This is a genomic window from Parviterribacter multiflagellatus (assembly GCF_056863265.1).
This window is the reverse complement of the sequence record NZ_JBXPIZ010000002.1, coordinates 212,801-238,539: the sequence shown is the minus strand read 5'-3', so window position 1 is coordinate 238,539 and position 25,739 is coordinate 212,801. Positions and strand designations below refer to the sequence as shown.

27 protein-coding genes are annotated in these 25,739 nt (G+C 74.0%); 19 read left to right on the top strand and 8 right to left on the bottom strand.

The window, feature by feature from the left end; all coding sequences use genetic code 11:
* Nucleotide 1 precedes the first annotated feature (1 nt).
* Nucleotides 2–970: an aldo/keto reductase gene (locus tag AC1UE5_RS04635; RefSeq protein WP_482920907.1), complete on the top strand. Its 969-nt coding sequence runs from the start codon at nt 2–4 to the stop codon at nt 968–970.
* Entirely contained in the window at nt 967–1,737 is a 771-nt protein-coding gene (locus AC1UE5_RS04630; protein WP_482921490.1) for a sulfite exporter TauE/SafE family protein, read from the top strand. The genes AC1UE5_RS04635 and AC1UE5_RS04630 overlap by 4 nt, the downstream gene beginning before the upstream one ends.
* Here AC1UE5_RS04630 and AC1UE5_RS04625 read toward each other — a convergent pair.
* Together AC1UE5_RS04625 and AC1UE5_RS04620 are read right to left on the bottom strand one after the other, a co-directional pair.
* Nucleotides 1,734–2,411, bottom strand: a complete 678-nt coding sequence (locus AC1UE5_RS04625) for a SanA/YdcF family protein (RefSeq protein ID WP_482920906.1) — start codon at nt 2,409–2,411, stop codon at nt 1,734–1,736. The genes AC1UE5_RS04630 and AC1UE5_RS04625 overlap by 4 nt on opposite strands.
* Before the next feature lie 13 nt (nt 2,412–2,424).
* Nucleotides 2,425–4,047 (bottom strand): CocE/NonD family hydrolase, encoded by a 1,623-nt coding sequence (locus AC1UE5_RS04620; protein ID WP_482920905.1) that lies wholly within the window; start codon nt 4,045–4,047, stop codon nt 2,425–2,427.
* Nucleotides 4,048–4,132: 85 nt separating this feature from the next.
* On the opposite strand from AC1UE5_RS04620, the gene mdlC reads away from it, so the two are divergent.
* Genes mdlC through AC1UE5_RS04605 form a run of 3 tightly spaced genes read left to right on the top strand, consistent with a single transcriptional unit; the run spans nt 4,133 to nt 8,556 of the window.
* Nucleotides 4,133–5,728, top strand: coding sequence for a benzoylformate decarboxylase (mdlC, locus tag AC1UE5_RS04615; protein WP_482920904.1), 1,596 nt, complete (start codon nt 4,133–4,135; stop codon nt 5,726–5,728).
* Nucleotides 5,725–6,888 carry an RsbRD N-terminal domain-containing protein gene (locus AC1UE5_RS04610; RefSeq protein ID WP_482920903.1) on the top strand — a complete coding sequence of 388 codons (1,164 nt, stop codon included), beginning with the start codon at nt 5,725–5,727 and terminating at the stop codon, nt 6,886–6,888. The genes mdlC and AC1UE5_RS04610 overlap by 4 nt, the downstream gene beginning before the upstream one ends.
* 36 nt (nt 6,889–6,924) lie before the next feature.
* Nucleotides 6,925–8,556, top strand: a complete 1,632-nt coding sequence (locus AC1UE5_RS04605) for an FAD-binding dehydrogenase (RefSeq protein WP_482920902.1) — start codon at nt 6,925–6,927, stop codon at nt 8,554–8,556.
* On the opposite strand, the gene AC1UE5_RS04600 is transcribed toward AC1UE5_RS04605, so the two are convergent.
* The gene (locus tag AC1UE5_RS04600) at nt 8,504–9,340 is read right to left on the bottom strand and encodes a TrmH family RNA methyltransferase (protein ID WP_482921488.1); all 837 of its coding nucleotides are present in this window, start codon (nt 9,338–9,340) and stop codon (nt 8,504–8,506) included. The genes AC1UE5_RS04605 and AC1UE5_RS04600 overlap by 53 nt on opposite strands.
* 90 nt (nt 9,341–9,430) lie before the next feature.
* On the opposite strand from AC1UE5_RS04600, the gene AC1UE5_RS04595 reads away from it, so the two are divergent.
* The 4 genes from AC1UE5_RS04595 to AC1UE5_RS04580 all read left to right on the top strand — a co-directional run bounded on the left by AC1UE5_RS04595 (nt 9,431) and on the right by AC1UE5_RS04580 (nt 11,780).
* Complete coding sequence (locus tag AC1UE5_RS04595; RefSeq protein ID WP_482920901.1) at nt 9,431–10,045, top strand: TetR/AcrR family transcriptional regulator; 615 nt, start codon at nt 9,431–9,433, stop codon at nt 10,043–10,045.
* A complete protein-coding gene (locus AC1UE5_RS04590) occupies nt 10,027–10,314 on the top strand; it encodes a YciI family protein (protein ID WP_482920900.1) in 288 nt (95 codons plus the stop codon). Before AC1UE5_RS04595 ends, AC1UE5_RS04590 begins: the two co-directional genes overlap by 19 nt.
* Nucleotides 10,315–10,417: 103 nt before the next feature.
* Nucleotides 10,418–11,467 carry a GGDEF domain-containing protein gene (locus AC1UE5_RS04585; RefSeq protein ID WP_482920899.1) on the top strand — a complete coding sequence of 350 codons (1,050 nt, stop codon included), beginning with the start codon at nt 10,418–10,420 and terminating at the stop codon, nt 11,465–11,467.
* Between the two features lie 28 nt (nt 11,468–11,495).
* Nucleotides 11,496–11,780, top strand: a complete 285-nt coding sequence (locus AC1UE5_RS04580) for a hypothetical protein (protein WP_482920898.1) — start codon at nt 11,496–11,498, stop codon at nt 11,778–11,780.
* Between the two features lie 65 nt (nt 11,781–11,845).
* On the opposite strand, the gene AC1UE5_RS04575 is transcribed toward AC1UE5_RS04580, so the two are convergent.
* Nucleotides 11,846–13,822: an acyl-CoA dehydrogenase family protein gene (locus AC1UE5_RS04575; protein WP_482920897.1), complete on the bottom strand. Its 1,977-nt coding sequence runs from the start codon at nt 13,820–13,822 to the stop codon at nt 11,846–11,848.
* Nucleotides 13,823–13,956: 134 nt separating this feature from the next.
* Between AC1UE5_RS04575 and AC1UE5_RS04570 the strand changes: the two genes are divergently transcribed.
* The 3 genes from AC1UE5_RS04570 (at nt 13,957) to AC1UE5_RS04560 (ending at nt 17,606) form a co-directional block, all read left to right on the top strand.
* A complete protein-coding gene (locus AC1UE5_RS04570) occupies nt 13,957–15,354 on the top strand; it encodes an FAD-dependent oxidoreductase (RefSeq protein WP_482920896.1) in 1,398 nt (465 codons plus the stop codon).
* 176 nt (nt 15,355–15,530) lie between these two features.
* On the top strand, nt 15,531–16,859 hold the full coding sequence (locus tag AC1UE5_RS04565) for a hypothetical protein (protein WP_482920895.1): 1,329 nt from the start codon (nt 15,531–15,533) through the stop codon (nt 16,857–16,859).
* Nucleotides 16,860–16,889: 30 nt separating this feature from the next.
* Nucleotides 16,890–17,606, top strand: coding sequence for a DUF899 domain-containing protein (locus AC1UE5_RS04560; protein WP_482920894.1), 717 nt, complete (start codon nt 16,890–16,892; stop codon nt 17,604–17,606).
* Here AC1UE5_RS04560 and AC1UE5_RS04555 read toward each other — a convergent pair.
* Nucleotides 17,603–18,691 carry a M20/M25/M40 family metallo-hydrolase gene (locus tag AC1UE5_RS04555; protein ID WP_482920893.1) on the bottom strand — a complete coding sequence of 363 codons (1,089 nt, stop codon included), beginning with the start codon at nt 18,689–18,691 and terminating at the stop codon, nt 17,603–17,605. The two genes, AC1UE5_RS04560 and AC1UE5_RS04555, sit on opposite strands and share 4 nt — an antisense overlap.
* Before the next feature lie 79 nt (nt 18,692–18,770).
* On the opposite strand from AC1UE5_RS04555, the gene AC1UE5_RS04550 reads away from it, so the two are divergent.
* From AC1UE5_RS04550 to AC1UE5_RS04525, 6 genes are all read left to right on the top strand, one after another.
* On the top strand, nt 18,771–19,400 hold the full coding sequence (locus tag AC1UE5_RS04550; protein WP_482920892.1) for an ABC transporter ATP-binding protein: 630 nt from the start codon (nt 18,771–18,773) through the stop codon (nt 19,398–19,400).
* Nucleotides 19,401–19,403: 3 nt separating this feature from the next.
* Entirely contained in the window at nt 19,404–20,195 is a 792-nt protein-coding gene (locus tag AC1UE5_RS04545) for an ABC transporter permease (protein ID WP_482920891.1), read from the top strand.
* Nucleotides 20,196–20,345: 150 nt separating this feature from the next.
* Complete coding sequence (locus tag AC1UE5_RS04540) at nt 20,346–20,912, top strand: TetR/AcrR family transcriptional regulator (protein WP_482920890.1); 567 nt, start codon at nt 20,346–20,348, stop codon at nt 20,910–20,912.
* Between the two features lie 45 nt (nt 20,913–20,957).
* Nucleotides 20,958–21,917 carry a glycosyl hydrolase gene (locus tag AC1UE5_RS04535; RefSeq protein WP_482920889.1) on the top strand — a complete coding sequence of 320 codons (960 nt, stop codon included), beginning with the start codon at nt 20,958–20,960 and terminating at the stop codon, nt 21,915–21,917.
* Nucleotides 21,918–21,970: 53 nt separating this feature from the next.
* A complete protein-coding gene (locus AC1UE5_RS04530; RefSeq protein ID WP_482920888.1) occupies nt 21,971–22,879 on the top strand; it encodes a DUF5995 family protein in 909 nt (302 codons plus the stop codon).
* 7 nt (nt 22,880–22,886) lie between these two features.
* Nucleotides 22,887–23,114, top strand: coding sequence for a hypothetical protein (locus AC1UE5_RS04525; RefSeq protein ID WP_482920887.1), 228 nt, complete (start codon nt 22,887–22,889; stop codon nt 23,112–23,114).
* On the opposite strand, the gene AC1UE5_RS04520 is transcribed toward AC1UE5_RS04525, so the two are convergent.
* From AC1UE5_RS04520 to AC1UE5_RS04510, 3 genes are all read right to left on the bottom strand, one after another.
* Complete coding sequence (locus AC1UE5_RS04520; protein WP_482920886.1) at nt 23,111–23,497, bottom strand: DUF6166 domain-containing protein; 387 nt, start codon at nt 23,495–23,497, stop codon at nt 23,111–23,113. The two genes, AC1UE5_RS04525 and AC1UE5_RS04520, sit on opposite strands and share 4 nt — an antisense overlap.
* 79 nt (nt 23,498–23,576) lie before the next feature.
* The gene (locus tag AC1UE5_RS04515) at nt 23,577–24,395 is read right to left on the bottom strand and encodes a crotonase/enoyl-CoA hydratase family protein (RefSeq protein WP_482920885.1); all 819 of its coding nucleotides are present in this window, start codon (nt 24,393–24,395) and stop codon (nt 23,577–23,579) included.
* Nucleotides 24,392–24,916, bottom strand: coding sequence for a YbhB/YbcL family Raf kinase inhibitor-like protein (locus AC1UE5_RS04510; RefSeq protein WP_482920884.1), 525 nt, complete (start codon nt 24,914–24,916; stop codon nt 24,392–24,394). The genes AC1UE5_RS04515 and AC1UE5_RS04510 overlap by 4 nt, the downstream gene beginning before the upstream one ends.
* Before the next feature lie 239 nt (nt 24,917–25,155).
* Here AC1UE5_RS04510 and AC1UE5_RS04505 point away from each other — a divergent pair, with 239 nt between their 5' ends.
* Nucleotides 25,156–25,734 carry a CAP domain-containing protein gene (locus tag AC1UE5_RS04505; RefSeq protein ID WP_482920883.1) on the top strand — a complete coding sequence of 193 codons (579 nt, stop codon included), beginning with the start codon at nt 25,156–25,158 and terminating at the stop codon, nt 25,732–25,734.
* The last annotated feature ends 5 nt before the right edge of the window (nt 25,735–25,739 follow it).

Genomic DNA, 25,739 nt, shown 5'->3' with positions numbered 1-25,739 from the left:
GATGACCCGACGCACCCTCGGCACCACGGGCCTCTCCGTGCACCCGCTCTGCCTCGGCGGCAACGTCTTCGGCTGGTCGGCCGACGAGCCGACGTCCTTCGCCATCCTCGACGCGTACGTGGACGGCGGCGGCAACTTCATCGACACCGCCGACGCGTACAACCGGTGGGTCCCCGGCCACTCCGGCGGCGAGTCGGAGACGATCATCGGCGCCTGGCGGGCCTCGCGTGTGGCGGCCGGGACGCTGCCGGAGGACCTCGTCATCGCGACGAAGGTCGGCTCCGACATGGGGCTCGGGCGCAAGTCGATGGACGGCGACTACGTGCTGGAGGCGACCGAGGCGTCGCTGCGGCGGCTGGGCGTCGACGCGATCGACCTGCTCTACATCCACTGGGACGTCGAGGAGACGCCGCTGGAGGAGCCGCTGCGCGCGCTCGACCAGCTCGTGCGCGCGGGCAAGGTGCGCGCGGTCGCGGCGTCCAACATCAGCGCGGCGCGGCTGCGCGAGGCGCTCGAGATCTCCGCGCGCGAGGGCTTGGTGGCGTACGGCGCGCTGCAGCCCGAGTACAACCTCGTCTCGCGCGAGTCGTACGAGGGGGAGCTGGAGGACGTCGCGTCGTCCGCCGGTCTGGGTGTCGCGCCGTACTTCGCGCTGGCCGCCGGGTTCCTCACCGGCAAGTACACGCAGGACGGCGCGGCCGTGGAGTCCGTGCGCGCCGGCGGCGTGGCGCAGCAGTACTTCAACGAGCGGGGCTGGGCCGTGCTCGACGCGGTCCGCGGCGTCGCCGCGCGCCTCGACGCGACGCCCGCGCAGGTCGCGGTGGCGTGGCTGATGGCGCGGCCGTCGGTGACGTCGGCGATCGCGTCGGCGACGTCCGTCGAGCAGGTGCGCGAGCTGCTCGGCGCGGCGGCGTTGACGCTCGGGGCGGACGACGTCGCCGAGCTCGACGGCGCGGGGGCGGTCGCCTGACGCTGCTGGAGGCGCTGGCGGTCCTGGCCGCGGGCGTCTGGGCGGGAGCCATCAACACGGTGGTGGGGAGCGGGACGCTCGTCACGTTCCCCGTCCTGCTCGCGGTCGGCTACCCGCCGGTGGTCGCCAACGTCTCCAACAACATCGGCCTCGTCGGCGGGACGATGTCGGGCATCTGGGGCTACCGGCGGGAGCTGGCGGGCCAGCGCGGGCGGGTGATCAAGTTCGGCTCGATGTCGCTCCTGGGCGGCATCACCGGCGCGGTCCTGCTGCTGCAGCTGCCCGACGACGCGTTCGAGGTGATCGTGCCGGTGCTGATCGCGATCGCGCTCGTGCTGATCGTGCTGCAGAAGCGGCTGCAGGCGTGGATCGCGGCGCGGCGGCTGGCGCGCGGGCAGGAAGGCGCGGCGGGAGACCACGACGGCCCGGTCGTCCGCGGGGCGGTGTACCTGACGGGCGTCTACGGCGGCTACTTCGGCGCCGCGCAGGGGATCATCCTGCTCTCGTTCCTCGGCCTCGCGCTCGACGACGACCTCCAGCGCATCAACGGCCTCAAGAACGTCCTCGCCGGCTGCGTGAACCTCATCGCGGGCGTCGTCTTCCTCTTCATCGCCAACATCGCCTGGACCCCGGCGCTCCTCATCTTCGCCGGGGCGGTCCTCGGCGGGCAGCTCGGCGCCCGCTACGGCCGCCGCCTCCCGCCCGACGCGCTCCGCGCGCTGATCGTGGTCGTGGGCCTCGCGGCGATCGTGCAGCTCGTCCGCTAGCCGTCGGACGCCGACGCGTCCCCCGTGACCGGGATCGGCGCGCCGAGGAAGTGGGGGTCCGCGCCCGTGGCGACGTCCGCGACCGCCTTCGTGCGGGCGACGACCTCGCGGACGGAGGCGACGAGGCCGCCCTGGCCGTAGGGGGCGAGGTCGGCGGAGACGCCGTGGGCCTGGAGGCCGGACTCGCGGGCGAGCCAGAGGGCGCGGGGGAGATGGAAGCCCTGCGTGACGATCAGCGCGCTCTCGGCCTGGAAGACCTTGCGGGCGCGGACGACGCTGTCGAGCGTGTCGAAGCCCGCGTGGTCGGTGAAGACGTGCGCGGCCGGGACGCCCTGCGCGACCAGGCCGCGCTTCATCGTGTTGACCTCGTCGTAGCCGGCGCGGCTGTGGTCGCCCGACGCCAGCACCCGGTCGACCTTGCCGGCGCGGTAGAGCGCGGCGGCGACGCGGATGCGGTCGCGCAGCATGTCCGACGGCGAGCCGTCCGGGTTCAGCCCAGCGCCGAGCAGCAGCGCGACCTGTGCCCGCGGCGCGTCCCGCACCGCGCTCGTCGAGCCTCCGCCGCTGCCGAGCAGGACGAGCGCGTTCGCGCCCCCGACGAGCAGCGTGGCCGTCACGGCGCAGCCGAGGCCGACGCGGACGAGCATGCGGAGGCGCGGCGCGAGCGATCCCATTGCGCGAGGAACGCTACACGACCGTGAGCGTGATGGACGACGGCCGGGCGGGGTCGTGGAAGACCTCCTGCTCCGCCTTGACCAGACGCGTCGCGGTCGCCGGCGGCTCGCCCGTGCCGGGGTTGCGGGCGTAGCGCGGGTGGGCGCCGCTGGAGACCTGCACGCGCACGCGGTGGCCGCGCTTGAAGCGGTGCGCGGTCGGCCAGAGCTCGAACTGGACCCACGCGACGCCGTCGGCGTCGCGGCGCGGCTCGGACGGGGTCAGGCGGATCAGCGCGTCGGTGACGTTGCGCGAGACGCCGCCGGGGTCGACGTCGCAGACCCGCACGAAGACGTCGGTGTCGCCGAGCGACGAGCGGAAGAAGATGTCCGCGCGCACCGGGCCGATCGCGTCCTGGTCGACGTTGAGCGGCGTCGTGGTGAACGTGAGGACGTCGTCGCGCGCCTCCAGCGGCGCGTTGTCGCGGATCGGCTGCTGCTCGAGCAGCCGGGGGCCGCCGAGCGCGGGCGTGGGATCCGCCGGGTCGTAGACGTAGCGCGACGGCGGGGCGTCGCCGGCCGGCGCGGGCGCGTCGAGGCCGCCACCCGGCTGGAGGTGGAGCGTCGCCTCGCGCGCGCCCGGCGGCGGGAAGTCGGGCAGGTCCCGCCAGCCGCCGCCTCCGCCCACGTGCACGCGCACCGGCGTGTCGCGCACCATGCGCCCGTCGCCGAGCAGGTGCGCGCGCAGCCACGCGATCGACTCGCGCGTGCTGATGCCCTGGATCGACGCGGACGTGTGCGCGCCCGGCCCGATGACGAGCTGGGTGGCGTGGCCGCGGCCGCGCAGCACGCGCCAGTCCGCGATCATCCACGGCAGGAACACGTCGTGCCAGCCGCCGACGAGCTGCACCGGCGCGCTCGTCTGCTGCACCGACGACGTGTAGTCGTGGTCGGCCCAGTAGGGCGAGTCCGGCGCGCTCTCGGCCAGCCAGCGCTGGAAGTTCGGGTTCGCGCGGCCGAAGATCCGCTCGTCGAGCTGCCCGACCGCGCCGTCACCCGCCAGCGCGCGCGGCAGGGTCCGCCGGACGCCGCGCAGGAGCTTGAGCAGGCCGAGCCGGTGCTCCTGCACGTCGAGGATGAGGAGCCAGGTCAGCGCGAGGTCGAGCGAGATCGAGCCGCCGCCGTACGCCTGGCCGCGGAACTCCGAGGCGGTCACCGAGGGCGCCATCGCGTCGACCGCGTCCGCGATAGCCCACTGCACGAAGCCCATGTAGGACGGCCCCGTGGTCCCGACCGGCCCCGTGTGCCACGGCTGCGCACGCAGCCAGCGGAGCGTCGCGAGGCCGTCGGGGCGCTCGACGAACGGCTCGAACTCGCCGCCCGACCCGAACGTCCCGCGCGTGCTCTGCACCACCGTCTGCAGCCCGCGCTCGGCCAGCAGCCGCCCGAACAGCAGCCCGACCGCGCCCTTGCGCCCGTACGGCGACCGCACCAGCACGGTCGGCATGGGCGAGGAGAGCGAGGGGTGCCGCGGCGTGTAGCGGTCCGCGAGCAGCACCACGCCGTCGTCCATCGGCACGGGCAGGTCGGCGGCGACCTCCACGTCGCGCGTCAGCGGGGCGGGCAGCCGCAGGGCGCGGCCGGCGATCTGGCTCACGAGGGACACGCATCCAGGATGGCAAGGGCGGCGGAGGAGCGGGAGGATGGGAGCGGCGTGGCGGATCGGCGTAGGGTGCGGCGCCATGACGTCCGTGCGCGACGCCGTGCTGGAGCTCCTCCGCTCGCGCGGCATGACGACGATCTTCGGCAACCCGGGCTCGACCGAGCTGCCGATGCTCCGCGACCTGCCGTCCGACTTCCGCTACGTCCTCGCGCTGCAGGAGACGGTCGCGGTCGGGATGGCGGACGGGTTCGCGCAGGCGAGCGGCCGGCCCGCGCACGTCAACCTCCACACCGCACCGGGCGTCGGCAACGCGATGGGGGCGATCTTCAACGCCCAGGCCAACCACGCGCCGCTGCTCGTCACCGCCGGCCAGCAGGCGCGAGAGCTCATGACGCTGCAGGCCAACCTCACCCACCGTGACGCGGCGCGGACGCCGCACCCGTTCGTCAAGTGGGCGTACGAGCCGCCGCGCGCGCAGGACGTCCCGCACGCGATCGCGCGCGCGATCCACCATGCCGCGCTCCCGCCGCGCGGACCGGCGTTCGTCTCGATCCCCATGGACGACTGGGACGCCCCCGCGGGCGACACGGCGCATCTGCGAGCCCGCCACGTCGACGGCCGCGCCGCCCCGTCGCCCGCCGCGATCGTCGCGCTGGCCGAACGGCTGGAGGCGGCGGCGCGGCCGGTCCTGCTCGTCGGCCCCGACGTCGACGCGGGCGGCGGGTGGGACGACGGCGTCGCGCTGGCCGAGAAGCAGCGGCTGCCGGTGTGGGCGATCCCTGCGCCCGGCGGTGGGCGGATCGGCTTCCCCGAGGCGCACCCGCACTTCCAGGGCGTCCTGCCGCCGGCGATCGGGCCGCTGGGCGCCACGCTGGAGGGCCACGACCTGATCCTCGTCGTCGGCTCCTCGGTCTTCCCCTACTACCCGAACATCCCCGGCCCGCCGCTGCCCGAGGGCGCGCAGCTCGTCGCGATCACGAGCGATCCTGACGAGGCCGCCCGCGCGCCGATGGGGGACGCGGTCCTCGCCGATCCGGGGCTCGCGCTGGCGGCGCTGGTCGACGCGGTGGGGGAGGCGGAGGGCCGCCCGCCGGTCGTGGCGCGCGGCGCCGCGGACGAGGCGCCGGACACCGAGCCACTCCACCCGTCGGCCGCGATGCGCACGCTCGCCGCCGTGCTCCCCGAGGACGCGATCGTCGTGGTCGAGGCGCCGTCGGCGACGCTGGCGCTGCGCAACCAGCTGCGGCTCTCGCGCCCCGGCTCGTACTACCTGGGCGCGGGCGGCGGGCTCGGCTTCGGGCTCGCCGCGGCGGTCGGAGTCCAGCTCGCGCAGCCGTCGCGGCCGGTCGTCTGCGTCGTCGGTGAGGGCAGCGCGCAGTACGCGATCCAGACGTTCTGGACCGCCGCCGCGTACGACGTGCCGGTCACGTTCCTCGTCCTGCGCAACGAGGAGTACGCGATCCTCAAGTGGTTCGGCGACCTCGAAGGCGTCACGGGCGTGCCCGGGCTCGACCTCCCGGGCCTGGACGTCGCGGCGCTCGCGCGCGCGTACGGGGTGCCGGCCGAGCGGGCCGCCACGCGGGAGGAGCTGCACGAGCGGCTGACCGAGGCGCTGGCGGTCGAGGCGCCGCGCGTCGTGGAGGCGCGCGTCGCGCCGGGGATGGCGGTCGCGTGAGCACGGACGCGATGGGCGCGGGGGCCGTCGCGCTGCTGCGCGAGGCGATCGAGGTGCTCGACGAGGAGGCCTTCGCGTCGGTGGGCGGCGCGGAGCTCGACGCGAACACCGCGGCGAACCTGCGCGTCGGCATCCGCACCGCGATCGAGTCGTTCCTGGCGGAGCTGGAGGACCCGGGGAGCACCGCCGACCGCTCGCTCTTCGTCGCCCACGGCCGCGCGCAGTACCGCGCCGGCCGGACGCTGGAGGAGATGCTCGGCTTCTACCAGCTCAGCGCGCTGACGCTGTGGCGGCGCGGGGCGGATCTCGGCATCAGCCGCGGGCAGCCCGCGGAGACGACTGCGGCGCTCGCGGAGGCGATCATGCGGTTCGTCCACGAGCTGTCGGTCGCCGCCGTGAGCGGCTACGCGGACGAGCGCGCGGCGGGCGACCGCGAGCGCCTCGCCCGGCGCCAGCAGCTGTTCGCGCTCCTCCTCGCTCGTCCGCCGGCGCAGCCCGACCACGTCGCGCGGGTGGCCGACGCGGCCGAGTGGCCGCTGCCCGAGCGCGTCGTCGCGCTGGCGGTCGACGCCGAGGTCTCTCCGCCCTGGAGCCGCGCGCTCACCGGCACCGTCGACGGGGTCGGCTGCGTGCTGCTCCCCGCCGACGACGAGGTCGACTGGCACGTCGCGCGGCTGGCCGAAGGCGCCCGCGGGCCGGCGATCGGGCGGGGGGAGCCGGTCGACTGGCGCGACACCCGCGGCTCGTTCGAGCACGCCGCCGCCGCGCTCCGGCTCGCGCGCGAGGGCGTCATCCGCGGCGCCGGCCCGGTCGTCCTCACGGGCGACCACGCCGCCGACCTGCTCCTCGCGGCCGACGCGGGCCTCGCGCGCCTGCTCGTCGCGCGGCGCCTCGCGCCGCTCCACGCGGTCGACGACGAGGCCCGTCGCGAGCGCCTGACCGAGACGCTCGCCGCCTGGCTCGCCCACCCGGACCGCCCGCAGGCGATCGCCGACCGGCTCCACCTGCACGTGCAGACGGTCCGGTACCGGATCGGGCAGCTCCGCGAGGCGTTCGGCGACGCGCTCGACGACCCCGACGCGCGGTTCGAGCTGGCGGTCGCGCTGCGCGTCATGCGAACCCCACAACGCGCGGGCGGCGACTTCATCGCGGATCGCTGATGTGCCGGCGGCGGCGAGCCGCGAGCCTGGTGCGGCATGGAAGAACGTGCCGACGTCGTCGTGGTCGGGGCCGGGATCGCCGGCCTGGTCACCACCCTCGAGCTGCTCAACCAGGGGCGGGACGTCGTGCTCCTCGACCGCTGCGAGCCGCACGAGCTGGGCGGCCTCGCGCGGGAGGCGTTCGGCGGGATGTTCATGGTCGACTCGCCCGAGCAGCGCCGCGGCGGCATCCATGACAGCCACGAGCTCGCGCTCCGCGACTGGCTGCGCATCGCCGAGTTCTCGGGCGATGACGTGCTGCCGCGCGCGTGGGCCGAGGCTTACGTGACGCGGGCACGCGACGAGGTCGGCGGCTGGCTGCGCGAGCTCGGCGTCAAGTTCTTCCCCGTCGTCAACTGGGCCGAGCGCGGCATCGACGGCGACGGCAACAGCGTTCCGCGCTTCCACCTGACCTGGGGCACGGGGCGGGCCCTGGTCGAGCAGGTGTGGAAGGCGATCGAGGCTCATCCACGCCGGTCTGCCCTCGACGTCCGGTTCCGGACGCTCGTGACCGGGCTCGTGGAGGAGGGGGAGGACGGTCGTGTGGCCGGCGTGCAGCTCGACTCCGGGCAGCTGCGCGCCGCGGCCGTCGTCCTTGCTGCGGGCGGCGTCGGGGGCAACCTCGACATCGTGCGCCGCGAGTGGCCCGAGGAGCTGGGCGAGGCGCCCGAGCACATCCTCATGGGCTCGCACTACTACGCCGACGGCGCGATGCACGAGGAGGTCACGCGCATCGGCGGCAACGTGACGCACCTGGACCGGATGTGGAACTACGCCGACGCGGTGCGCCACCCCGATCCCCAGCGGCCCCTGCACGGGCTCAAGCTCGTGCCGCCGCGCAGCGGGCTGCTGATGAAGCCGAACGGCGAGCGGTTCTGGCCTGCCGTGATGCCCACGTTCGACAACTACCACGCGCTCGAGAAGATGTGCGAGACGCCGCAGAAGTACGCGTGGCTGATCTGCAACGAGAAGATCGCGCGGCGGGAGCTGGACGTGTCCGGCGCGCAGCACAACCCGTCGATCCGCGAGCAGAACCTCCTGCGGTTCGTCGCGTCGATCGTGCTCGGCAAGCCGACGCTGCTCAAGTACTTCCTGAACCGCTGCCCGGACTTCGTCGTCGCGGACACGCTGCCCGAGCTGGCCGAGAAGATGCGCGAGGTCACGCGCGACGGGGCGCTGGACGCGGACGCGCTGGAGCGCGACGTGCGCGCGTACGACGCGACGATCGCGCGGGGCAAGAACCTCTTCAACGACGATCAGCTGCGGCGCATCGCGCAGCTGCGGGCGTGGCGCGGGGACCGGCTGCGGACGTGCAAGTTCCAGCAGATCGCGGGCGACCCGAAGGCGGGGCGGCTGATCGCGATCCGCCTGCAGCCGATGGCGCGCAAGTCGCTCGGCGGCATCCAGACGAACCTCGACTGCCGCGTGATGCGCCCGGACGGCTCCGCGATCGACGGGCTCTTCGCCGTGGGGGAGGCCGCGGGCTTCGGCGGCGGCGGCCTGCACGGCAAGCGCGCGCTGGAGGGCACGTTCCTCGGCGGCTGCGTCTTCACCGGCCGCCTCGCCGCGGCGGCGATCAGCGGGGCGACGGCCGGGGCGCCGCGTACAGCACCGCAGCCACAGCCGTAGCGAGGTTCAGGCTCGACACGCCCGCGCGCATCGGGATCCTGATGCGCGCGTCGGCCTCGGCCAGGAGCGCGTCGGAGAGGCCGTGGCGCTCGGTCCCGAAGGCGAGGAGCGCGCCGGGCGGGAGGGCGTCGAGGAGGTCGTCGGCCTCCGGGTCCAGGGCGATCAGCTTCCGTCCCGCCGCCCGCGCGAGCGCCGCCGCGGCCGCCGCGGCTCCCGCGCCGGGCGCGCCGAGCTCCGCCGCCGCGCAGACGTGGCCGCCCGGCAGGTCCAGGGCGGGCGCCGCCACGCGCGCCACCGGCAGCGCGTAGTGCAGCCCGGCGGAGCCGCGCAGCGCCTGGGGGTCCCACGGGTCCGTCGCGCCGGTCGTCAGCACCGCCGCCGCGTCCGCGGCGGCGGCGACGCGCACGACCGCGCCGACGTTGCCGAGGTGGCGCGGATCCTCGAGCAGGACCGCGGGGGCGTCGCGATGTGCGGCGAGAGCGGAGGGGACGTCGATCTCCGGCCGCCGCGCGAGCGCCAGCACCTGCGTGTGGGGCGCGCGCGGCGCGAGCGCCCGCAGCGTCGCGAGGTCGACCGTCTCGACCAGCGCGTCGAGCTCGTCCTCGACGTCCGGCGCGAGCGCGGCCGCCAGCCCTCGCGTGCCGTCGGGGTCCGCGGTCACCGCGAGCGCGACCGCCGCCCCGAACCGCAGCGCGTGCTTGAGCGCGTGGAACCCCTCCAGCGCCACCTCACGCGCCCCGGGGCGGCGGGCGGCGGCGAAGCGCGCGGCGAGGTCGTCGGACACGGTCACCCGCGCCACTCAAGCACGCGCCCGCTTGACGGGCTAGGACGCGTGTCCTAGAGTCGGGACCGCGCTCTAGGACGAGCGTCCTAGATGACTGCGACAGCGACCACCCGAGACCAGATCGTCGACACCGCCGACCGGCTCTTCTACGAGCAGGGGTTCGAGCACACGTCGTTCGCCGACATCGCCGGCGCCGTGCGCATCTCCCGCGGCAACGTCACGTACCACTTCGCGTCCAAGGACGAGGTGCTCACCGCGGTCATCGCGCGGCGCCTCGAGCGCACGCAGGCGATGGTCCACGCGTGGGCCGCCGACGCGAAGACGCCGGCGGACGCGATCCGCAGCTTCACCGAGATGTGGATGACGAACCGCGCGGACATCATGCGCTACGGCTGCCCGGTCGGGACGCTGTGCGCGGAGCTGGCCAAGCTCCGGCACGCCGCCGAGCCCGAGGCGCGCGGGCTCTTCACGCTCTTCCGAACCTGGCTGGCCGAGCAGCTCACGCAGGCGGGCCGGGGCGCGGATGCCGACGCGCTCGCGATGCACCTGCTCGCCCGCAGCCAGGGCGTCGCCGCGCTCGCGCAGGCGTTCGGCGACGAGACGTTCATCCAGCAGGAGGTCGACCGCATGAACGCGTGGCTCGACGCCTGCCTCAGCACCACCCCCGACGGCAAGGAGCCGCCCGCATGTTCATCGTCTTCCTGAGGTTCTCCGCCCACCGCGACCGCGCGCCCGAGCACCTGGACGCCCACCGCGCGTGGATCCGCCAGGGCGTCGAGGACGGCGTGTTCCTCGTGGTCGGCTCGCTCGCCCAGCAGGGCGGCGGCGCGATCGTCGCGCACGGGATCTTGCGGGAGGAGCTGGAGGCGCGCGTGGCGGCCGACCCGTTCGTCGTCGAGGGCGTCGTCACTGCCGAGATCCACGAGTTGGAGCCGAGCATCACCGACGCGCGGCTGGACTTCGTGCGCGCCTGACGCACCGGTTCACGGAGAAACGGCACAGAAGCGCCCGTTTTGCAGGGTGTCCGGTCTGTGACGCATGTCTCAAGTTGGCACGCACGGAGCCGATGCATGGCACGTGCAGACGTCCTGGCTGCTCCCCGAAGCGACGGACCGCGAGCGGATGCTCGACATGGACCGGCGCATCCGGCCCGTCCGGCGGGCGGCGTTCGGCGTGCTGGCGCTGGCGCTCCTGCTGTGCGGGCCGTGGCTGGGATGGTGGACGATCCTGCCGTTGGCGCTCGCCGCGGTGGTCTTCCGCGTCGCGGAGGCAGGGATCGACCGGGCGGCCAAGCCCGAGTACGGCCTCTTCGCCGCGTGGTGCGCGTCGCAGGTGATCATCGCGCTGAGCGTCGCGCTCACCGGCGGGCCGGACGCGGTGACGCTGGCGTGGTTCGTGATCCCGCTCGTCACGCTCGGCTCGCGGTTCTCCGAGCGCGGCATCGTCGCCGGGCTCTTCATCACGGTCCTCCTGTTCCTCGGCGTGTCGTTCGGCGTCGACGCGCAGGCCGTGATCGAGCATCCGCCGAAGGTCATCGCCCCGCTTGCGCTGCTGATCGCCTCGACGATGCTCATCACGGTCCTCATGCGCTCGGACGTCGCGACCCGCGCGGACGCGGTGATCGACCCGCTCACCGGGATGCTCAACCGCAAGGCGCTGGCCGCGCGCACCGCCGAGCTCGCGCAGCAGTCGCAGATCACCGGCTTCCCGATCGGCGTCATCGTCGGCGACCTGGACCGCTTCAAGGCCGTCAACGACACCCACGGCCACGCGGTCGGCGACGCGGTCCTCAAGGACGTCGCGTACGTCCTGCGCAAGGCGCTGCGCGCGTTCGACGCGGTCTACCGCCTGGGCGGGGAGGAGTTCCTCGTCCTCGTCCCGGGCGCCGATCGCGCGACCTCCGAGGAGATCGCCGAGCGCCTGCGCGCGGCGGTCGCCGAGGTCACCTCCCACGGCCTCCACATCACGATGAGCTTCGGCGTCGCGGCCACCGACGCGGGCCAACCGTTCGACTACGAGACGCAGTTCGCGGCCGCCGACGCCGCCCTCTACCGCGCGAAGGCCGACGGCCGCGACCGCGTCCGGGTCGCCGGCGGCACGGAGATCGGCGCCCTCCCGCCCGTCTGACGGCGCCGCCGCCGGGTAGCCCGGCCGGATGAGACGCAAGAACGAGCGCCCGCTGCCGCCCGCCGCGCTCGCCGCGCTGATCGTGCTCGCGGTCGCCGGCGTCGCCGCGGCGCTGCGCAACCGCCGCGGCGCCGGCGGCACGACGACGACGAAGAGCGGCCCGGAGCCCTGGACCTGCCAATGCGGCCAGGCGTTCCGCGTCAGCGGCACCGGCCGCCACGCGGTCTTCTGGCTCGCCGAGGCCGACGCGAGCGACCCGGTCCTCGACGGCGCCTGCCCGAGCTGCGGCACGCCGCTCCCGATCGACGTCTAGAACGGCCGCGGGGCGCCCGAAGGCGCCCCGCGAACCACACTGCGTCGGCCGGCGACGAGCGGTCGCTACTGGACCTCGGCCGGCGCGGACGCCTTGCCGTTGCCGTTCGCGCCGCCCTCGGCCGCGGTCTCGTCCGCGGCCTTCGTCGGCTTGGGCTGGCCCGCGACGGTGGCGCCGCCGGCGCTCCCGCCGAGGTCGGCCGGGTCGACGATGCCCTCCTCGAGCCACTCGTAGCGGCCCTCGAGGACCTTCTGCGCGAGCTTGTAGTTCGCGTCGTCGTCGTTGGAGAAGACCGACGCGAACAGGTCGTCCGCGCGGCGGCGGGCCTGCTTGGCGAACAGGTCGGCGAGCTCCAGCGCGGACTCGCGGCGGGCCGGCTGCTCCTGCCCGATGGTCTGCGCGTAGACGACGGCGGACGAGATCGCGAAGAGCTCGGCGCCGATGTCGACGATGCGGCCCAGCACGTGCTGCTTCTGCTCGAGGCCCGCCTGGTAGCGGGTCATCGCGTAGAACGTCGTGCGGGCGAGCTTGCGGGACGCGCGCTCGACGTAGCGGACGTGCGTGGCCAGCGGGCCGAACTCCTGGAACGAGCCGGGCTTGCGGCCCTCGCCGACGGCGAGCTGCGGCAGCCAGGTGGCGTAGAACTTGCCTGCGCCGACGGCGGCCTTCGCCTTGTCCTGGAGCGAGACGCCCTCGCCCTCGATGATGTCGCCGGCCACCGCGAGGTGCTGGTCGACGGCCTCACGGGCGATCAGCAGGTGCATGATCTCCGTCGAGCCCTCGAAGATGCGGTTGATGCGCATGTCGCGCATCGCCTGCTCGACCGGGATCGGCCGCTCGCCGCGCGCCTTCAGCGACTCGGCCGTCTCGTAGCCGCGGCCACCGCGGATCTGGATCAGCTCGTCGACGATCTTCCAGCCGATCTCCGAGCCGTACAGCTTGGCGATCGCGGCCTCGATGCGGATGTCGTTGCGCTTCTCGTCGGCCAGGCGCGACGACACGTCGAGCATCGCCTCCAGGCCGAACGCGGACGCCGCGATGTAGCCGACCTTCTGCGCGACGGCGTCGTGCTTGCCGACCGGGCGGCCCCACTGGACGCGGTCGCGCGACCACTCGCGGGCGACCTTCGTGGCCCACTTCGCGATGCCGACGCAGATCGCCGGCAGCGCCAGGCGCCCGGTGTTGAGCGTCGTGAGCGCGATCTTCAAGCCGTCACCCTCGCGCCCGATCAGGTTCTCCTTCGGGACGTAGACGTCCTCGAGGAGCGTGACCGAGTTCTCGATGCCGCGCAGGCCCATGAACTGGTTGCGGTGCTCGACCGTGACGCCCTCGGTCTTGTAGTCGAGGACGAAGGCGGAGATGCCGCCGCGGGCGCCCTCGCGCTTGGGCACCTTGGCCATGACGACGACGATGTCGGCGACCGCGCCGTTCGTCGCCCACAGCTTGCGGCCGTTGATCTTGTAGCCCTTGCCGTCCGGCGTCGGCTCGGCGGTCGTGCCGACGCGCGCCGGATCCGAGCCGACGTCCGGCTCGGTGAGGAGGAACGCGGAGATCTTGTCGGTGGCGACCTGCGGCAGCCACTTCTTCTTCTGCTCCTCGGAGCCGAAGGTCAGCAGCGGCTGCGAGACGCCGATCGACTGGTGCGCCGACATGAGCGTCGACAGCGACGAGTGCGCGGTGCCGACGAGCGCCAGCGCGCGGTTGTAGTAGACCTGCGAGAGGCCGAGGCCGCCGTACTCCTCCGGCACCTTCATGCCCATCGCGCCGAGCTTCTGCAGGCCGGCGACGACGTGGTCGGGGATGCGCGCCTCGCGCTCGATCTCGAGCGGATCGACCTCGTTCTCGAGGAACTCGCGCAGCTCCGCGAGGAACTTCTCGCCCTTCTCGACCGCGGCCGGGTCGAGCTTGGGCTGCGGGTGGATCAGGTCCAGCTTGAAGTTGCCGAGGAAGAGCTCCTTGCCGAAGCTCGGCAGCTTCCAGTCCTGCTCGCGGGCCGCCTCCGCGACCTGACGAGCTTCCTTCTCGCTGACGTTCGTGGCCATGCTTGTTCCGGTCCTCCGTTGGCTCCAGACGGTTCAACCGAGATTACGACCTCGAGTTGACTCAGTGATCAACAGCACATCACTACCCCGCGCAACGCGGGGCGCGACACGCGCCGTATATCGTGAATCACCGGATGTCCGACCAGTCTTCTGCCCTTGGAACCGAGGAGCGCCCGCTCCGCGTCGCGATCGTCGGGTCCGGCCCGTCGGGCTTCTACGCGGCCGGTCAGCTCCTGTCCCACAAGGACCTCACCGTCGAGGTCGACCTCTACGAGCGCCTGCCGACCCCGTGGGGCCTGGTGCGCGGCGGGGTGGCGCCGGACCACCCGAAGATCAAGTCGGTCTCGCGCGTGTACGAGAAGACCGCCAAGAAGCCGGGCTTCCGCTTCTTCGGCAACGTCGAGGTCGGGCGCGACGTCAGCCACGAGGAGCTCGCGTCGTGGTACCACGCGGTCCTCTACTCGGTCGGCACCGCGGGGGACCGCAAGAGCGGCATCCCCGGCGAGGAGCTGCGCGGCTCGCACTCGGCCACCGAGTTCGTCGGCTGGTACAACGGCCACCCGGACTACCGCGACCACGAGTTCGACCTCTCCGGCGAGCGGGCGATCGTCGTCGGCAACGGCAACGTCGCGGTCGACGTGGCGCGGATGCTCACGCTCACGCACGACGAGCTCGCTGCGACCGACACCGCCGACCACGCGATCGAGGCGTTCGACGCCTCGGGCATCCGCGAGATCGTGATCCTGGGCCGCCGCGGGCCGCAGCAGGCCGCGTTCACCAACCCCGAGCTGCTGGAGCTGGGGGAGCTGACCGACGCGGACGTCGTCGTCGACCCGGGCGACCTGCAGATCGAGGCCGAGTTCCACGACGACGGGCTCGAGGGCACCGCGAAGCGCAACATGGAGATCCTCCACGAGTACGCGCAGCGCGAGCCGTCGGGCAAGCACAAGCGCGTCGTGCTGCGGTTCCTCACCTCGCCGGTCGAGATCCTCGGCGACGACGACGGGCGCGTGACCGGCGTGCGCGTCGTGCGCAACGTCCTGACGCGCGACGACTCGGGCGCGCTGCGAGCGAAGGCGACCGACGAGACCGAGGTGCTCGACGCGGGCATCGTGTTCCGCGCGATCGGCTACACCGGCGTCGCCGTCCCAGGGGTGCCGTTCGACGAGCGCAGCGGCCTCATCCCCAACGACGACGGGCGCGTGCGCGGGGCGGAGCGGACCTACGTCGCGGGCTGGATCAAGCGCGGCCCGTCCGGCGTCATCGGCACGAACAAGAAGTGCGCGACCGACACCGTCACGACGCTGCTCGCCGACCTCGCGGCAGGCGCCTTCGCGGATGCGGGCGCGCGCGACGCCGACGAGATCGCAGCGGTGGTGGAGGAGCGCCGGCCCGAGGTCGTCTCGTACGCGGGCTGGGAGTCGATCGACGCGGCCGAGAAGGCCGCCGGCGAGCCGCAGGGCCGCCCGCGCGTGAAGCTCACGCGGTTCGACGACCTCCTCGACGCCGCGGGCGTCCGCACCACCGCCTGACAACCGGCCACCGCGCAGTGGCGCCGCGTCACGCAACCGGTATCCTCGCGCCCCGCTAGGGCGGGGTGGCGGAGCCTCGCGCCGACGGAAGCGAGGCGGACGTGCAGGGACAGGGACGGGTGCGACGGGTCGTCGTGGCGGCAGCGGTCGGAGCGGCGTTGGTCGCCGGGGGCGCCGTGGAGGCGGATGCTGGGGCGAGCACGATCCGCCTCTACGCGTGCGTCACGCAGGACTACAAGACGCTCAACCTCACGAGCGCCAAGCGTGCCTGCCCGCGCGGGCAGCGCAAGATCTCGTGGAACGTGCGCGGGCCGCAGGGGCCGGCGGGCAAGGACGGCAAGCCGGGCCCTGACGGCAAGGACGGTCGCGTGGGCGCGACCGGGCCGGCCGGGGCGAAGGGCGACACGGGCGCCGGCGGGCCCGCGGGGCCGAAGGGCGACAACGGGGCGCCGGGCGCGAACGGCCCGAGCGGTGCGACGGGCCCCGCGGGTCCCGTCGGTCCGGCAGGTCCGGTGGGGCCGGCGGGCCCTGCGGGCGCGGACGGCCAGGTGACGCTGCCGTTCGCGCTGTCGAGCGCGCTCACCGACCCGTTGTTCTCGATCACCAGCACGGCCGCCGGCGGCGACGCCCCGGCCATCGCAGCGCGCAAGACGTCGAGCACGACCACCGGCCCCGCCCTTCGCGGCGAGGTGGGCAGCCAGTACGCGAACTTCGGCACTGCCGGCGTCTTCGGGGTCGCGTCCGGCACCGGCGGCTACGGCGTGCTCGCCTACGCCAGCAACGCGTCCGGCACCGGCGCCGCGTCGGTCGCCATCTCCGAGGGCTCCGGCAACGGGCTCAACGCCAACAGCGAGCGGGGGACGGGCGTGGAGGGGAGCACGAACGCCGGTACCGGCGAGGCCGGCGTGATGGGCTGGGCGCCGAACTTCGTCGCGAACGGCACCGGCGTCCGGGCCGCGGTGTTCGGCCCGAACAGCGTCGCGCTGCGGGCGACCGCGTCCGACCCGACCTCTGACGCGGCCCGGTTCGAGGGCGACGTCGACGTCCAAGGCACGCTCACCAAGTCGGCGGGCACCTTCAGGATCGACAACCCGGCGAACCCGGAGGAGGAGTACCTGTCGCACTCGTTCGTCGAGTCGCCGGACATGAAGAACCTCTACGACGGCGTCGTCACCACCGACGCTGACGGGTTCGCAACGGTGACGATGCCTGACTGGTTCGACGCGCTCAACCGCGACTTCCGCTACCAGCTCACGGTCCTCGGCCGCTCGTTCGCCAAGGCCGTCGTGTGGGAGGAGCTGCGCGGCCGCGCGTTCCGCATCCGCACCGACGAGCCGCGCGTGAAGGTCAGCTGGCAGGTCACGGGCACCCGCGAGGACGCGTACGCGCAGGCCCACCGCACGCCGGTCGTCGAGCGCAAGACCGGCGCCGAGCGCGGCCGCTACCTGCACCCCGAGGCCTACGGCAGGCCCGCGTCGGAGGGGATCGCCGCCGGGGGCCGATGAGTCGCGGGCCCGCGGGCGGTCATAGGGAGCATGAGCCTTCCTGAGATCGTCTCCCGCGAGGAGTGGCTGGAGGCGCGCAAGGCGCTGCTGGTGCGCGAGAAGGAGCTCCAGCGCGCCCGCGACGCGCTCTCCGCCGACCGGCGGCGGCTGCCGATGGTCGAGGTGGAGAAGGAGTACGTCTTCGACACGCCGGACGGCCCCGCCACGTTGCGGGAGCTGTTCGGCGACCACCTCCAGCTCGCGGTGCGCCACTTCATGTTCGAGCCCGAGTGGGAGGACGGCTGCCCGAGCTGCACCGCCGGCGCCGACGAGATCAACGACGGCCTGATCCGCCACCTCGCCGTCCGCAACACCGGCCTCGTGGTGGTCGGCGCCGCGCCGCTGCCGAAGATCGAGCGGTACAAGGCCAAGCGCGGGTGGACGTTCCCGTTCGTCTCCTCGTACGGCAGCGACTTCAACGCCGACTACGGCGTGCGCGTCGACCCCGCGACGCCCGGCCAGGACACCTACAACTACGTGAAGGTCGACTGGGACGGCCCGTACGAGATGCCCGGCACGAGCTTCTTCCTGCGCGACTCAGGCCGCGTCTTCCACACGTACTCGACGTACGCGCGCGGCAGCGAGTGGCTCGGCGGCTCGTACGCCTGGCTGGACCTGACCGCGCTCGGGCGGCAGGAGGACTGGGAGGAGCCGAAGGGCCGCGCCGAGCACGTGCGCCGCGACGTGCGGCCGGACTTCGCCACCTAGATCGCGCGCGCGACCGCCCGCAGGAGCGCGAGCCCGTCCGCGAGCGGCGGCAGCGCGATCCACTCCGTCGGCCGGTGCGCGTCGGCGCCGCGGGTGAGCCCGATGCCGGTGGTCGGGACGCCGGCGGCGTAGGCGGCGTTGCACTCGGTCGAGGAGACGTCGTCGCGCGCGGGCGGCAGACCGAGCGCGGCGCGCGCGTCGCGGACGACCCGCAGCAGCGGGGAGCCGGGCGCCGTGCGGCCGGCGGGGCGGTGGCCGATCCGCTCGACCTCCGCGGCGATGCCCGGCGGCACCGCGGCGAGCGCACGCTCGACGGCGCGGGTCGTCGCGCCCAGCGTCCGCTCGTCCTCGTCGCGCAGGTCGACGACCAGCTCGGCCTCCTGCGCGATCGCGTTGACCGTCGTGCCGCCGCCGACCGTCCCGACGTTGACGTGGCGGCCAGCGGGGACGGCACGCACCGCGGCGGCGCCGCACGTCAGCGCGGCGTGCACGGCGCTGGGCGTGCCGCGGTCGCTCCACGAGTGGCCGCCGGGGCCGCGGTAGCGGGCGCGCAGGCGCACCGAGCCGACCGCGCCGGTGACGACGTCGTCGAGCATGTGGCCCTCCAGCGCGACGAACGCGCGCGCCGGGACGGTTGCGAGGAGGTGCTTGGCGCCGCGCAGGTCGCCCAGACCCTCCTCGCCGACGGTCGCGGCGAGCAGGAGCGGCCGGGCCGGCGGCGCCGCGACGAGCTCCTCCGCGAGGAGCACCAGCGCCGCCACGGCCACCGTGTCGTCGCCCACGCCCGGGCCGTGCAGCACCTCGTCGCCGTCCCGCCGGACGTCGAGCGCGACCTCGGGTCCGAAGACCGTGTCGAGGTGCGCGGAGAAGACCGCGGGCGGCTCGCCGTCGTCGCCGCCGGCCGCGGGCCCGATCCACGCCAGCACGTTGCCCAGCGCGTCGCGCTCGACCCGCGTGACGCCCGCCGCCGCGAACCGCGCCGCCACGTCGTCGCCGCGCGGGCCCTCGGCGAAGGTCGGCGCGGGGATGCGCGTCAGCTCGGTGGTCAGCGCGACGAGGCGCTCGACGTCGTCGGGGAGCGGCACGCCGCCGGAGGCTAACCGTCGCGCCCGCGCCGCCCAGCGGCCGCGCGCCGCCGCGCCACACGCCATCATCCGCCCGGCCGTGCCGCTCTCCTTCGACCAGGTCACCGTCCGCGGCGCCGACCGCCCGCGGCTCGACGGCGTCACCGCCGCGGTGCCCGACGCGGGCGTCACCGCGATCGTCGGCCCCTCCGGCGCGGGCAAGTCGACGCTGCTGCGGCTCGGCAACCGGCTGATCGCGCCGGACGCGGGCGTCGTGCGCTACCGCGGGGCGGACCTCGCGACGGTCGACGTGCTCCAGCACCGCCGCCGCGTCGGGATGGTCTTCCAGCGGCCGCTGATGTTCGCCGGCACCGTGCGCGACAACCTCCACGTCGCCGCGCCGGACGCCACCGACGACGAGCTGCGCGCGCTGCTGGACCGGTGCGAGCTGCACGACGACGTGCTCGACCGCGTCGGCGACACGCTCTCGGGCGGCGAGCAGCAGCGCGTGTGCCTGGCCCGGACGCTCGCGACGCACCCCGAGACGCTGCTGATGGACGAGCCGACCTCGTCGCTCGACGCGGAGGCCACGCACGCGCTCGAGCGGCTGATCCGCGGCGAGGCCGCGCGCGGCGTCCCGGTCGTCCTCGTCAGCCACGACCCCGCGCAGGTCGACCGGGTCGCGGACGCGCGCATCGCGCTCGACCACGGCCACGTGACCGTGGGCTGAGGCGTGTCGAGCGCGACCGACATCGGGTGGCTGGGGCTCACGCTCTCGCTGCTCGCGGTCGCGCTGGCGGCCGGCGCGTCGTGGCGGCTCGGGCTGCGGCTGGAGCGCGACGTGCTCGGCTCGTCCGCTCGCGCGCTCGTGCAGATGCTCATCGCGGGCGCCGCGCTCGGGTTGGTGATCGGCGACGACGCGCCGCTCGCCCTCTCCTGGCTCTGGGTCGCCGGGATCATCGTGTACGCCTCGGTGGCGATCCAGCGCCGCGCGCCCGAGCTCCCCGGCGTGCTGCCCGTCGCGTTCGCGTCGACCACGGGCACCGCGGCGGTCGGGCTCGGCATCGCGTTCGGCACCGGCATCTTCCCGGTCGAGGGGCGCACGGTCGTGCCGGTCGCGGCGATGCTCGTGGGGAACGCGCTGAAGTCGGGCATCGTCGCGGCGACGCTCCTGCGCGACGACGTCGGGGCGCGGCGCGAGGAGATCGAGGCGCGCCTGGCGCTCGGGCTCTCCTCCGTGGACGCGTCGCAGCCGATGATCCGCCGCATCCTGCGCACGGCGATCAGCCCCCAGGTCGAGAACATCCGCGGCCTGGGGATCGTGTTCCTCCCGGGCGCGATGACGGGCCTGATCCTGGCCGGGGTCGACCCGCTCGACGCGGTGCTCGTGCAGTTGGCGCTGATGTACCTCATCCTGGGCGCCGTCGTGGTGACCACCGTGTTGACCACGCTCGGGGCCAGGCAGCACCTGTTCACGGGGGATCACAGGCTCGTGCCGCTTGCTCGTGCGGTCCGTGACGAGTAGTCAGCGCGCGATTTGCGGGAGGTTTGCGGGCAGTTTCTCAACCATGGAGGGATGAGTTCTGCGAAGGTCGGCTAACTAGTGGTTCCGAGGTGATCCACATGACACCGACCACACGGCACGAGCGAGCTTCACATGGCGACGACGGCGAGCATGGCTGAGAACCGTCCCCGCAAGCGGGCGGACGCACAGCGCAATCGCGAGACGGTGATCGAGACCGCGATCAGCGTTCTCGCCGAGCGACCCCAGGCGAGCATGCGCGACATCGCGGATGCGTCCGGGCTGGGCCGGACGACCGTCTACCGCCATTTCGCGACCCGCGACGACCTGGTCCGCGCGCTGTTCGAGCGCGTCGTGGCCGAGTCCCGCGACACGATCCGCGCGGCGTCCGAGCCGGGCGGCAGCGCGGCCGACGTCCTACGCCGGCTGGCGCGCGAGCTGGTCGCGCTGAGCGACCGGTACCGGTTCCTCGAGCACCACCGCTCGCTCCAGGGCGACCGGCTCCCCAGCGAGGAGGACAGCCAGCCGTTCCTGGAGTGGTTCTCCGGCGCGCAGGAGCGCGGCGAGCTGCGTCGCGACATCCCGGTCCCGTTCATGCTCACGATCCTGCGCGGCACCGCCGTCGCGACGGCCGACGAGCTGACGTCCGACCGGATGGACCGCGACGAGGCGAGCCGGCTGCTCGGCGAGGTCCTCGTCTCCTCCTTCGGCGCCAGCTAGCGCGATGCACCGCAACCTGGAGCCATGCGGATGGTTCCGGGGGCGATGCGACGACTCACGGCAGCACTCCTCCTCGGCGTCCTGATCGCGCTCGCAGCGCTCGTCCCGGCGGGCTCGGCGAGCGCGCGGACGGGCATCCGTGTCGGCATCGGCGACCAGCAGGTCGCCATGTTCGACCAGCCCGCGTTCCAGCGCGCGAAGTTCAAGCGCGTCCGCTACTTCATCCCGTGGAACGCGATGGACAACGCAGGCCAGCGGCTCGCTGCGCGGGCGTTCGTGCAGCGCGCCCGCCGGTCGGGCATCTCGGTCTTCCTCCACGTCTCCAGCCACGACCTGCGCATCAAGCGGGCCAAGCTGCCGAGCGTCTCCGCGTACCGGTCCAAGGTCGGGCGGCTCGTGCGGTACTTCCGCGGGCTCGGCGTCCGCGAGTTCGGGACGTGGAACGAGGCCAACCACGCCTCGCAGCCGACCTACCGCTCGCCGCGCCGGGCCGCGCAGTACTTCCGCGAGATGTACCGGCTCGTCAAGCGGCGCTGCTCGGGCTGCGCCGTCGTCGCGCTCGACGTGCTCGACCAGACCGGCGTCGAGCGGTACATGCGCAGCTGGTACCGCTCGCTCTCCTCGACCTGGCGCCGGCGCGCGACGATCGTCGGCCTGCACAACTACGGCGACGTCAACCGCAAGCGCACGCGCTTCACGCGCAACATCATCCGCCAGTCGCGCAGGTACAACCGCCGCACGAAGTTCTGGTTCACCGAGACCGGCGGCCTCGTCAAGTTCGGCTCGAACTTCCCGTGCTCGCAGTCGCGTGCCGCGAGCCGGCTGCGGGGCATGTTCTCGCTCGCGCGCAAGTACCGCCGCTCGGGCGTGCGGCGCGGCTACGTCTACAACTGGACCGGCGCCGGCTGCGCCGCCCGGTTCGACGCCGGCCTGACGAACCCCGACGGGAGCACGCGGCCGGGCTACGCCGAGGTGCGGCGGCAGATGCGCGACTTCCTGCGCTGAGCACGCTCCGGGAACCGGCGCATCGTGGCGGACGCCCGCGTAGCGTTCGCCACATGCGACGGGTCCTGGGGGTCTTGGCGGTGGCGTGCGCCTGCGCGTGCGCGGTGGTGCCGGCGACGGCGCGCGGGGAGGACCCGCCGTTCGTCAACTGGCCGGCGCTGCTGCCGCCGCTGGCGCTCGGGTTCACGCCGTCGACGTTCGACGTGTGCGCGGACGGCGCGCCGGAGTGCGTGGACGCGACGCTCGCGGAGATGGACCGGCGGCTGGCCGCCCACGACGCTCGGTGCGACCACAACGCGCTCTTCCTGCGCAACTACCGGCTCGTCACCCAGACGTACGCGGACCTGCCGGCGGGCTACTTCGACGACGACCGCTACCTCGCGCACGAGGACGCCGTGTTCGCGAAGCTCTACTTCGACGCGGAGGACGCCTGGCAGGAGGGGCGCCGCGCGGACGTGCCGGAGGCGTGGCGCATCGCGTTCGACGCCGCTGACGACCGCCGCGTCCAGGGCGCCGCCAACCTCCTGCTCGGGATCAACGCGCACGTCCAGCGCGACATGCCGTACCTGCTGGCGGGCATCGGCCTGACGGCACCCGACGGCACGTCGCGCAAGCCCGACCACGACCGGTTCAACGCGGTCCTCAACGCCTCGTACGACGACGTGCTCGCGCAGGCGGCGCGGACCGACGACCCGGCGCTCGCGGACTACGACCTGCCGACGGCGCTCGACGGGTTCCTCGAGTTCCAGGCGATCGCCGCGTGGCGCGAGGGGGTGTGGCGCAACGCCGAGCGGCTCACGCTCGCCCGCACCGCTGCGCAGCGCGCGCGGGTGGCGGCGTCGATCGAGGCGAACGCGACGGCGTGGGCGCGCCTGATCGAGGCCGCGTTCCCCATCGGCGGGCCGTTCACCAACGCGCGGCGCGACGCGCTGTGTGAGCAGCGCGGCGGGTCGCTACCGTGAGCCGCAGATGCTCCACGGAGTCCGCCACGCCCTGACGCCCGGCACGCCGGTCTACGGCGCGCTGAAGTTCGGCGCGCTCGGGAGCGTCTTCCTGCTCCAGCGGACGGTGCGCAAGCGCGCGCACGCGAAGGCGGAGGAGGAGCGGCTGGAGCGCGAGCGGCAGGTGGCCGAGGTGCGCCGCGCGGCCCGCGAGGCGCACCCGCGCAGCAAGAAGAAGAAGCGCCGGCGCCGCTAGCGGTCGCTGCGCGACTCGAGCCAGCCGAGCAGGTCCATGTCCGCGAGGACGAACCCGTCGGCGGGCAGGTGCACGAGCACCTCGGCGACGAGCTCCGCGCACAGCTCGACGCTCGGGTACATCCCGGTCAGGTCCTCGAGCAGCGCGTACGCCAGCTCGATCGACCCCGCCGACTGCACGGCCCAGTCGAACGGCTCCATCGACCAGCGCCGGTGGTGGCGCAGGTCGCGGACGGCGTGCCGGCCGACGGCCTGGACCGTGAGGTTGACGGTGGCGCCGCCGATCGCCACCGAGCGGCGGCCGACGTAGTAGTTGGGGTGCTCCTCGCCCGCGGCCCGCGGAGCGGCGGCGTGGTGGAGGAGGCGGGCGGTGGAGAGGTCCATGACACCTCCGAGTGTGGATGCGCACGATCCACTTCCGTGTGTCCTGCGTCAACCACGGCGCCGCCCGTGGACGAACGGCTCAGGTCGTGGCGCGCGCGGGCTCGGGGTCGGTGAACTCGCCCGGCTGCTTGGTCATGCCGGCCGTCACCGCCGCGATCTGGTTGGGGGAGCCGAGCAGGCCGACCTGCAGCTCCGTCTCCAGCACGAGCGCCGCCGCGGCGTCCGCGCCGCTCCACGTCTCGTCGTAGAGCCGCTTGGCCGCGCGCACCGCGTCGGGGGAGCGCCCGGCGATCTCGCGCGCGAGCTCCTGCGCCGCCGCCAGCGGGTCGTCCGCCGTGCGCGTGACGAGCCCGAGCGCCGCCGCCTCCTCGCCGGAGACGACCTTGGCGGTGTACGTCAGCTCCTTGGCGACGTCGATCGGGACGAGCCGGGGAAGGGTCGAGGTGATGCCCATGTCGGGCACGAGGCCCCACTTGGCCTCCATCACGCTCAGCTTCGCGTCGGGCGCCGCGATGCGGATGTCGGCGCCGAGCGCGATCTGCAGCCCGCCGCCGAACACGTTGCCGTGGAGCGCGGCGATGACGGGGACCGGCAGGTCGAGCCAGTCGATCGCGACCCGCTGCGCGAGGTTGCCGCGGTGGCCGCCGCGCTCCAGCAGGTCCTGCATCCCGATCCCGTCGCCGCCGCTCATCAGCGACGCGACGTCGAGGCCCGAGCAGAAGCTCTTGCCCTCGCCGTGCAGGACGACCGCGCGCACGCCGGGCGTGGCGGCGACCTCGGCGGCCGCCGCGAGGATGCCCTGGAACATCGCGCCGTCGAGCGCGTTGTGCTTGTCCGGCCGGGTGAGGGTGACCGTCGCGACGTGGTCGGCGACGGCGACGCTGACGCGCTCGCTCATCCCTGCACCTGGAAGGTCGCGCGGAGCGTCGCGCGCGCGAGGACGTTGAACGTCGCGTTGAAGCCGACGTAGGCGGGCGTGGCGGTCTCGTCGACCTCGAGCCTGGCCTTCAGCGCGTGGACCGCGAAGACGTAGCGGTGCTCGCGGTCGCCGGGCGGCGGCGACGCGCCCCCGTAGCCGCTCTCGCCGTAGTCGTTGCGCGCCTCGCCGGCGCCCTGGGGGGCCGCCGCGCCCTGCCGGAGCTCGGTGACCGACGCGGGGACGTTGAAGAGGACCCAGTGCCAGAACCCGCTGCCGGTCGGCGCGTCCGGGTCGAAGCACGTGACGAGGAACGCCTCGGTCTCGGCCGGGAAGCCGGACCACCGCAGGTGCGGCGACACGTTCTCGCCGCCCGCGCTGCCGTGCGCGAACTTCGCGTCGAGAGGCTGCCCGTCGGCGAGGTCGTCGCTCTCGAGCGTGAACGACGGGACCGCAGGCAGCAGGTCGTACGGATCGGGGGCGACTGGCCGGTCGAGCGACATGCGCCGGACCCTACCCAACCGTTCCTACCGCGAACTTGCCGGCGCGTTGTGCCCACGATCCGGGGGTACTCAAACGCGGGTCACCGCGTGCCGCCGCCCGGTCTCGTAAGGTGTGCGGCTGCTCGACCCGGCTGCGTTGGGGGACGCCGTCGGCCACCGCGCGCGCGTGCCGTTGTCCGGAGGACGGTGATCACGTGCGTCGAACCGTCCAACACGAGGAGGACGACATGAGGTTCACCATGCCGATCCGTGCTGGCTTCGCCGCCGCCATCATCGCTGCACTCCTAGCCGCCCTGGCGGTGGTCGCCGTACGCCCGGCCGCTGCGCCGGCGGCGCCTGGCGCCAAGGCGAAGAAGGCCGCCAGCTGCCCGGGGGCCGACTCCTGGACCAACACGAAGGCCGCGCGCAAGGCGCTCCTGTGCCTGGTCAACAGCGAGCGGGCCAAGCGCGGCCTGCCCGCCATGCGCTACTCGTCGAAGCTCTCGCGGGTCGCCGCGGTCCACGCCGCCGACCTCGTCAAGTACCGCTTCATCGGCCACACCTCGCCGGCGCACGGCGGGCTCATGAAGCGCGTCAAGAAGTCCGGCTGGGCCGCCGGCAGGTCGCGTTGGACCTACGGCGAGATCATGGGCGACGGGCTCAACGCGGGCGCGACGCCGCGCCGCATCGTGCGCGCCTGGATGACGCGGCCGATCCACTCCCGCGCGATCCTGCACCACCGCTTCACGAGCATGGGCGTCGGCGCGGTCAAGGGCCGCCCGCGCGGCAAGGCGGGCAAGAGCCGCACCCGCACCTACGTCATGACGTTCGCCGGCTAGCGCCG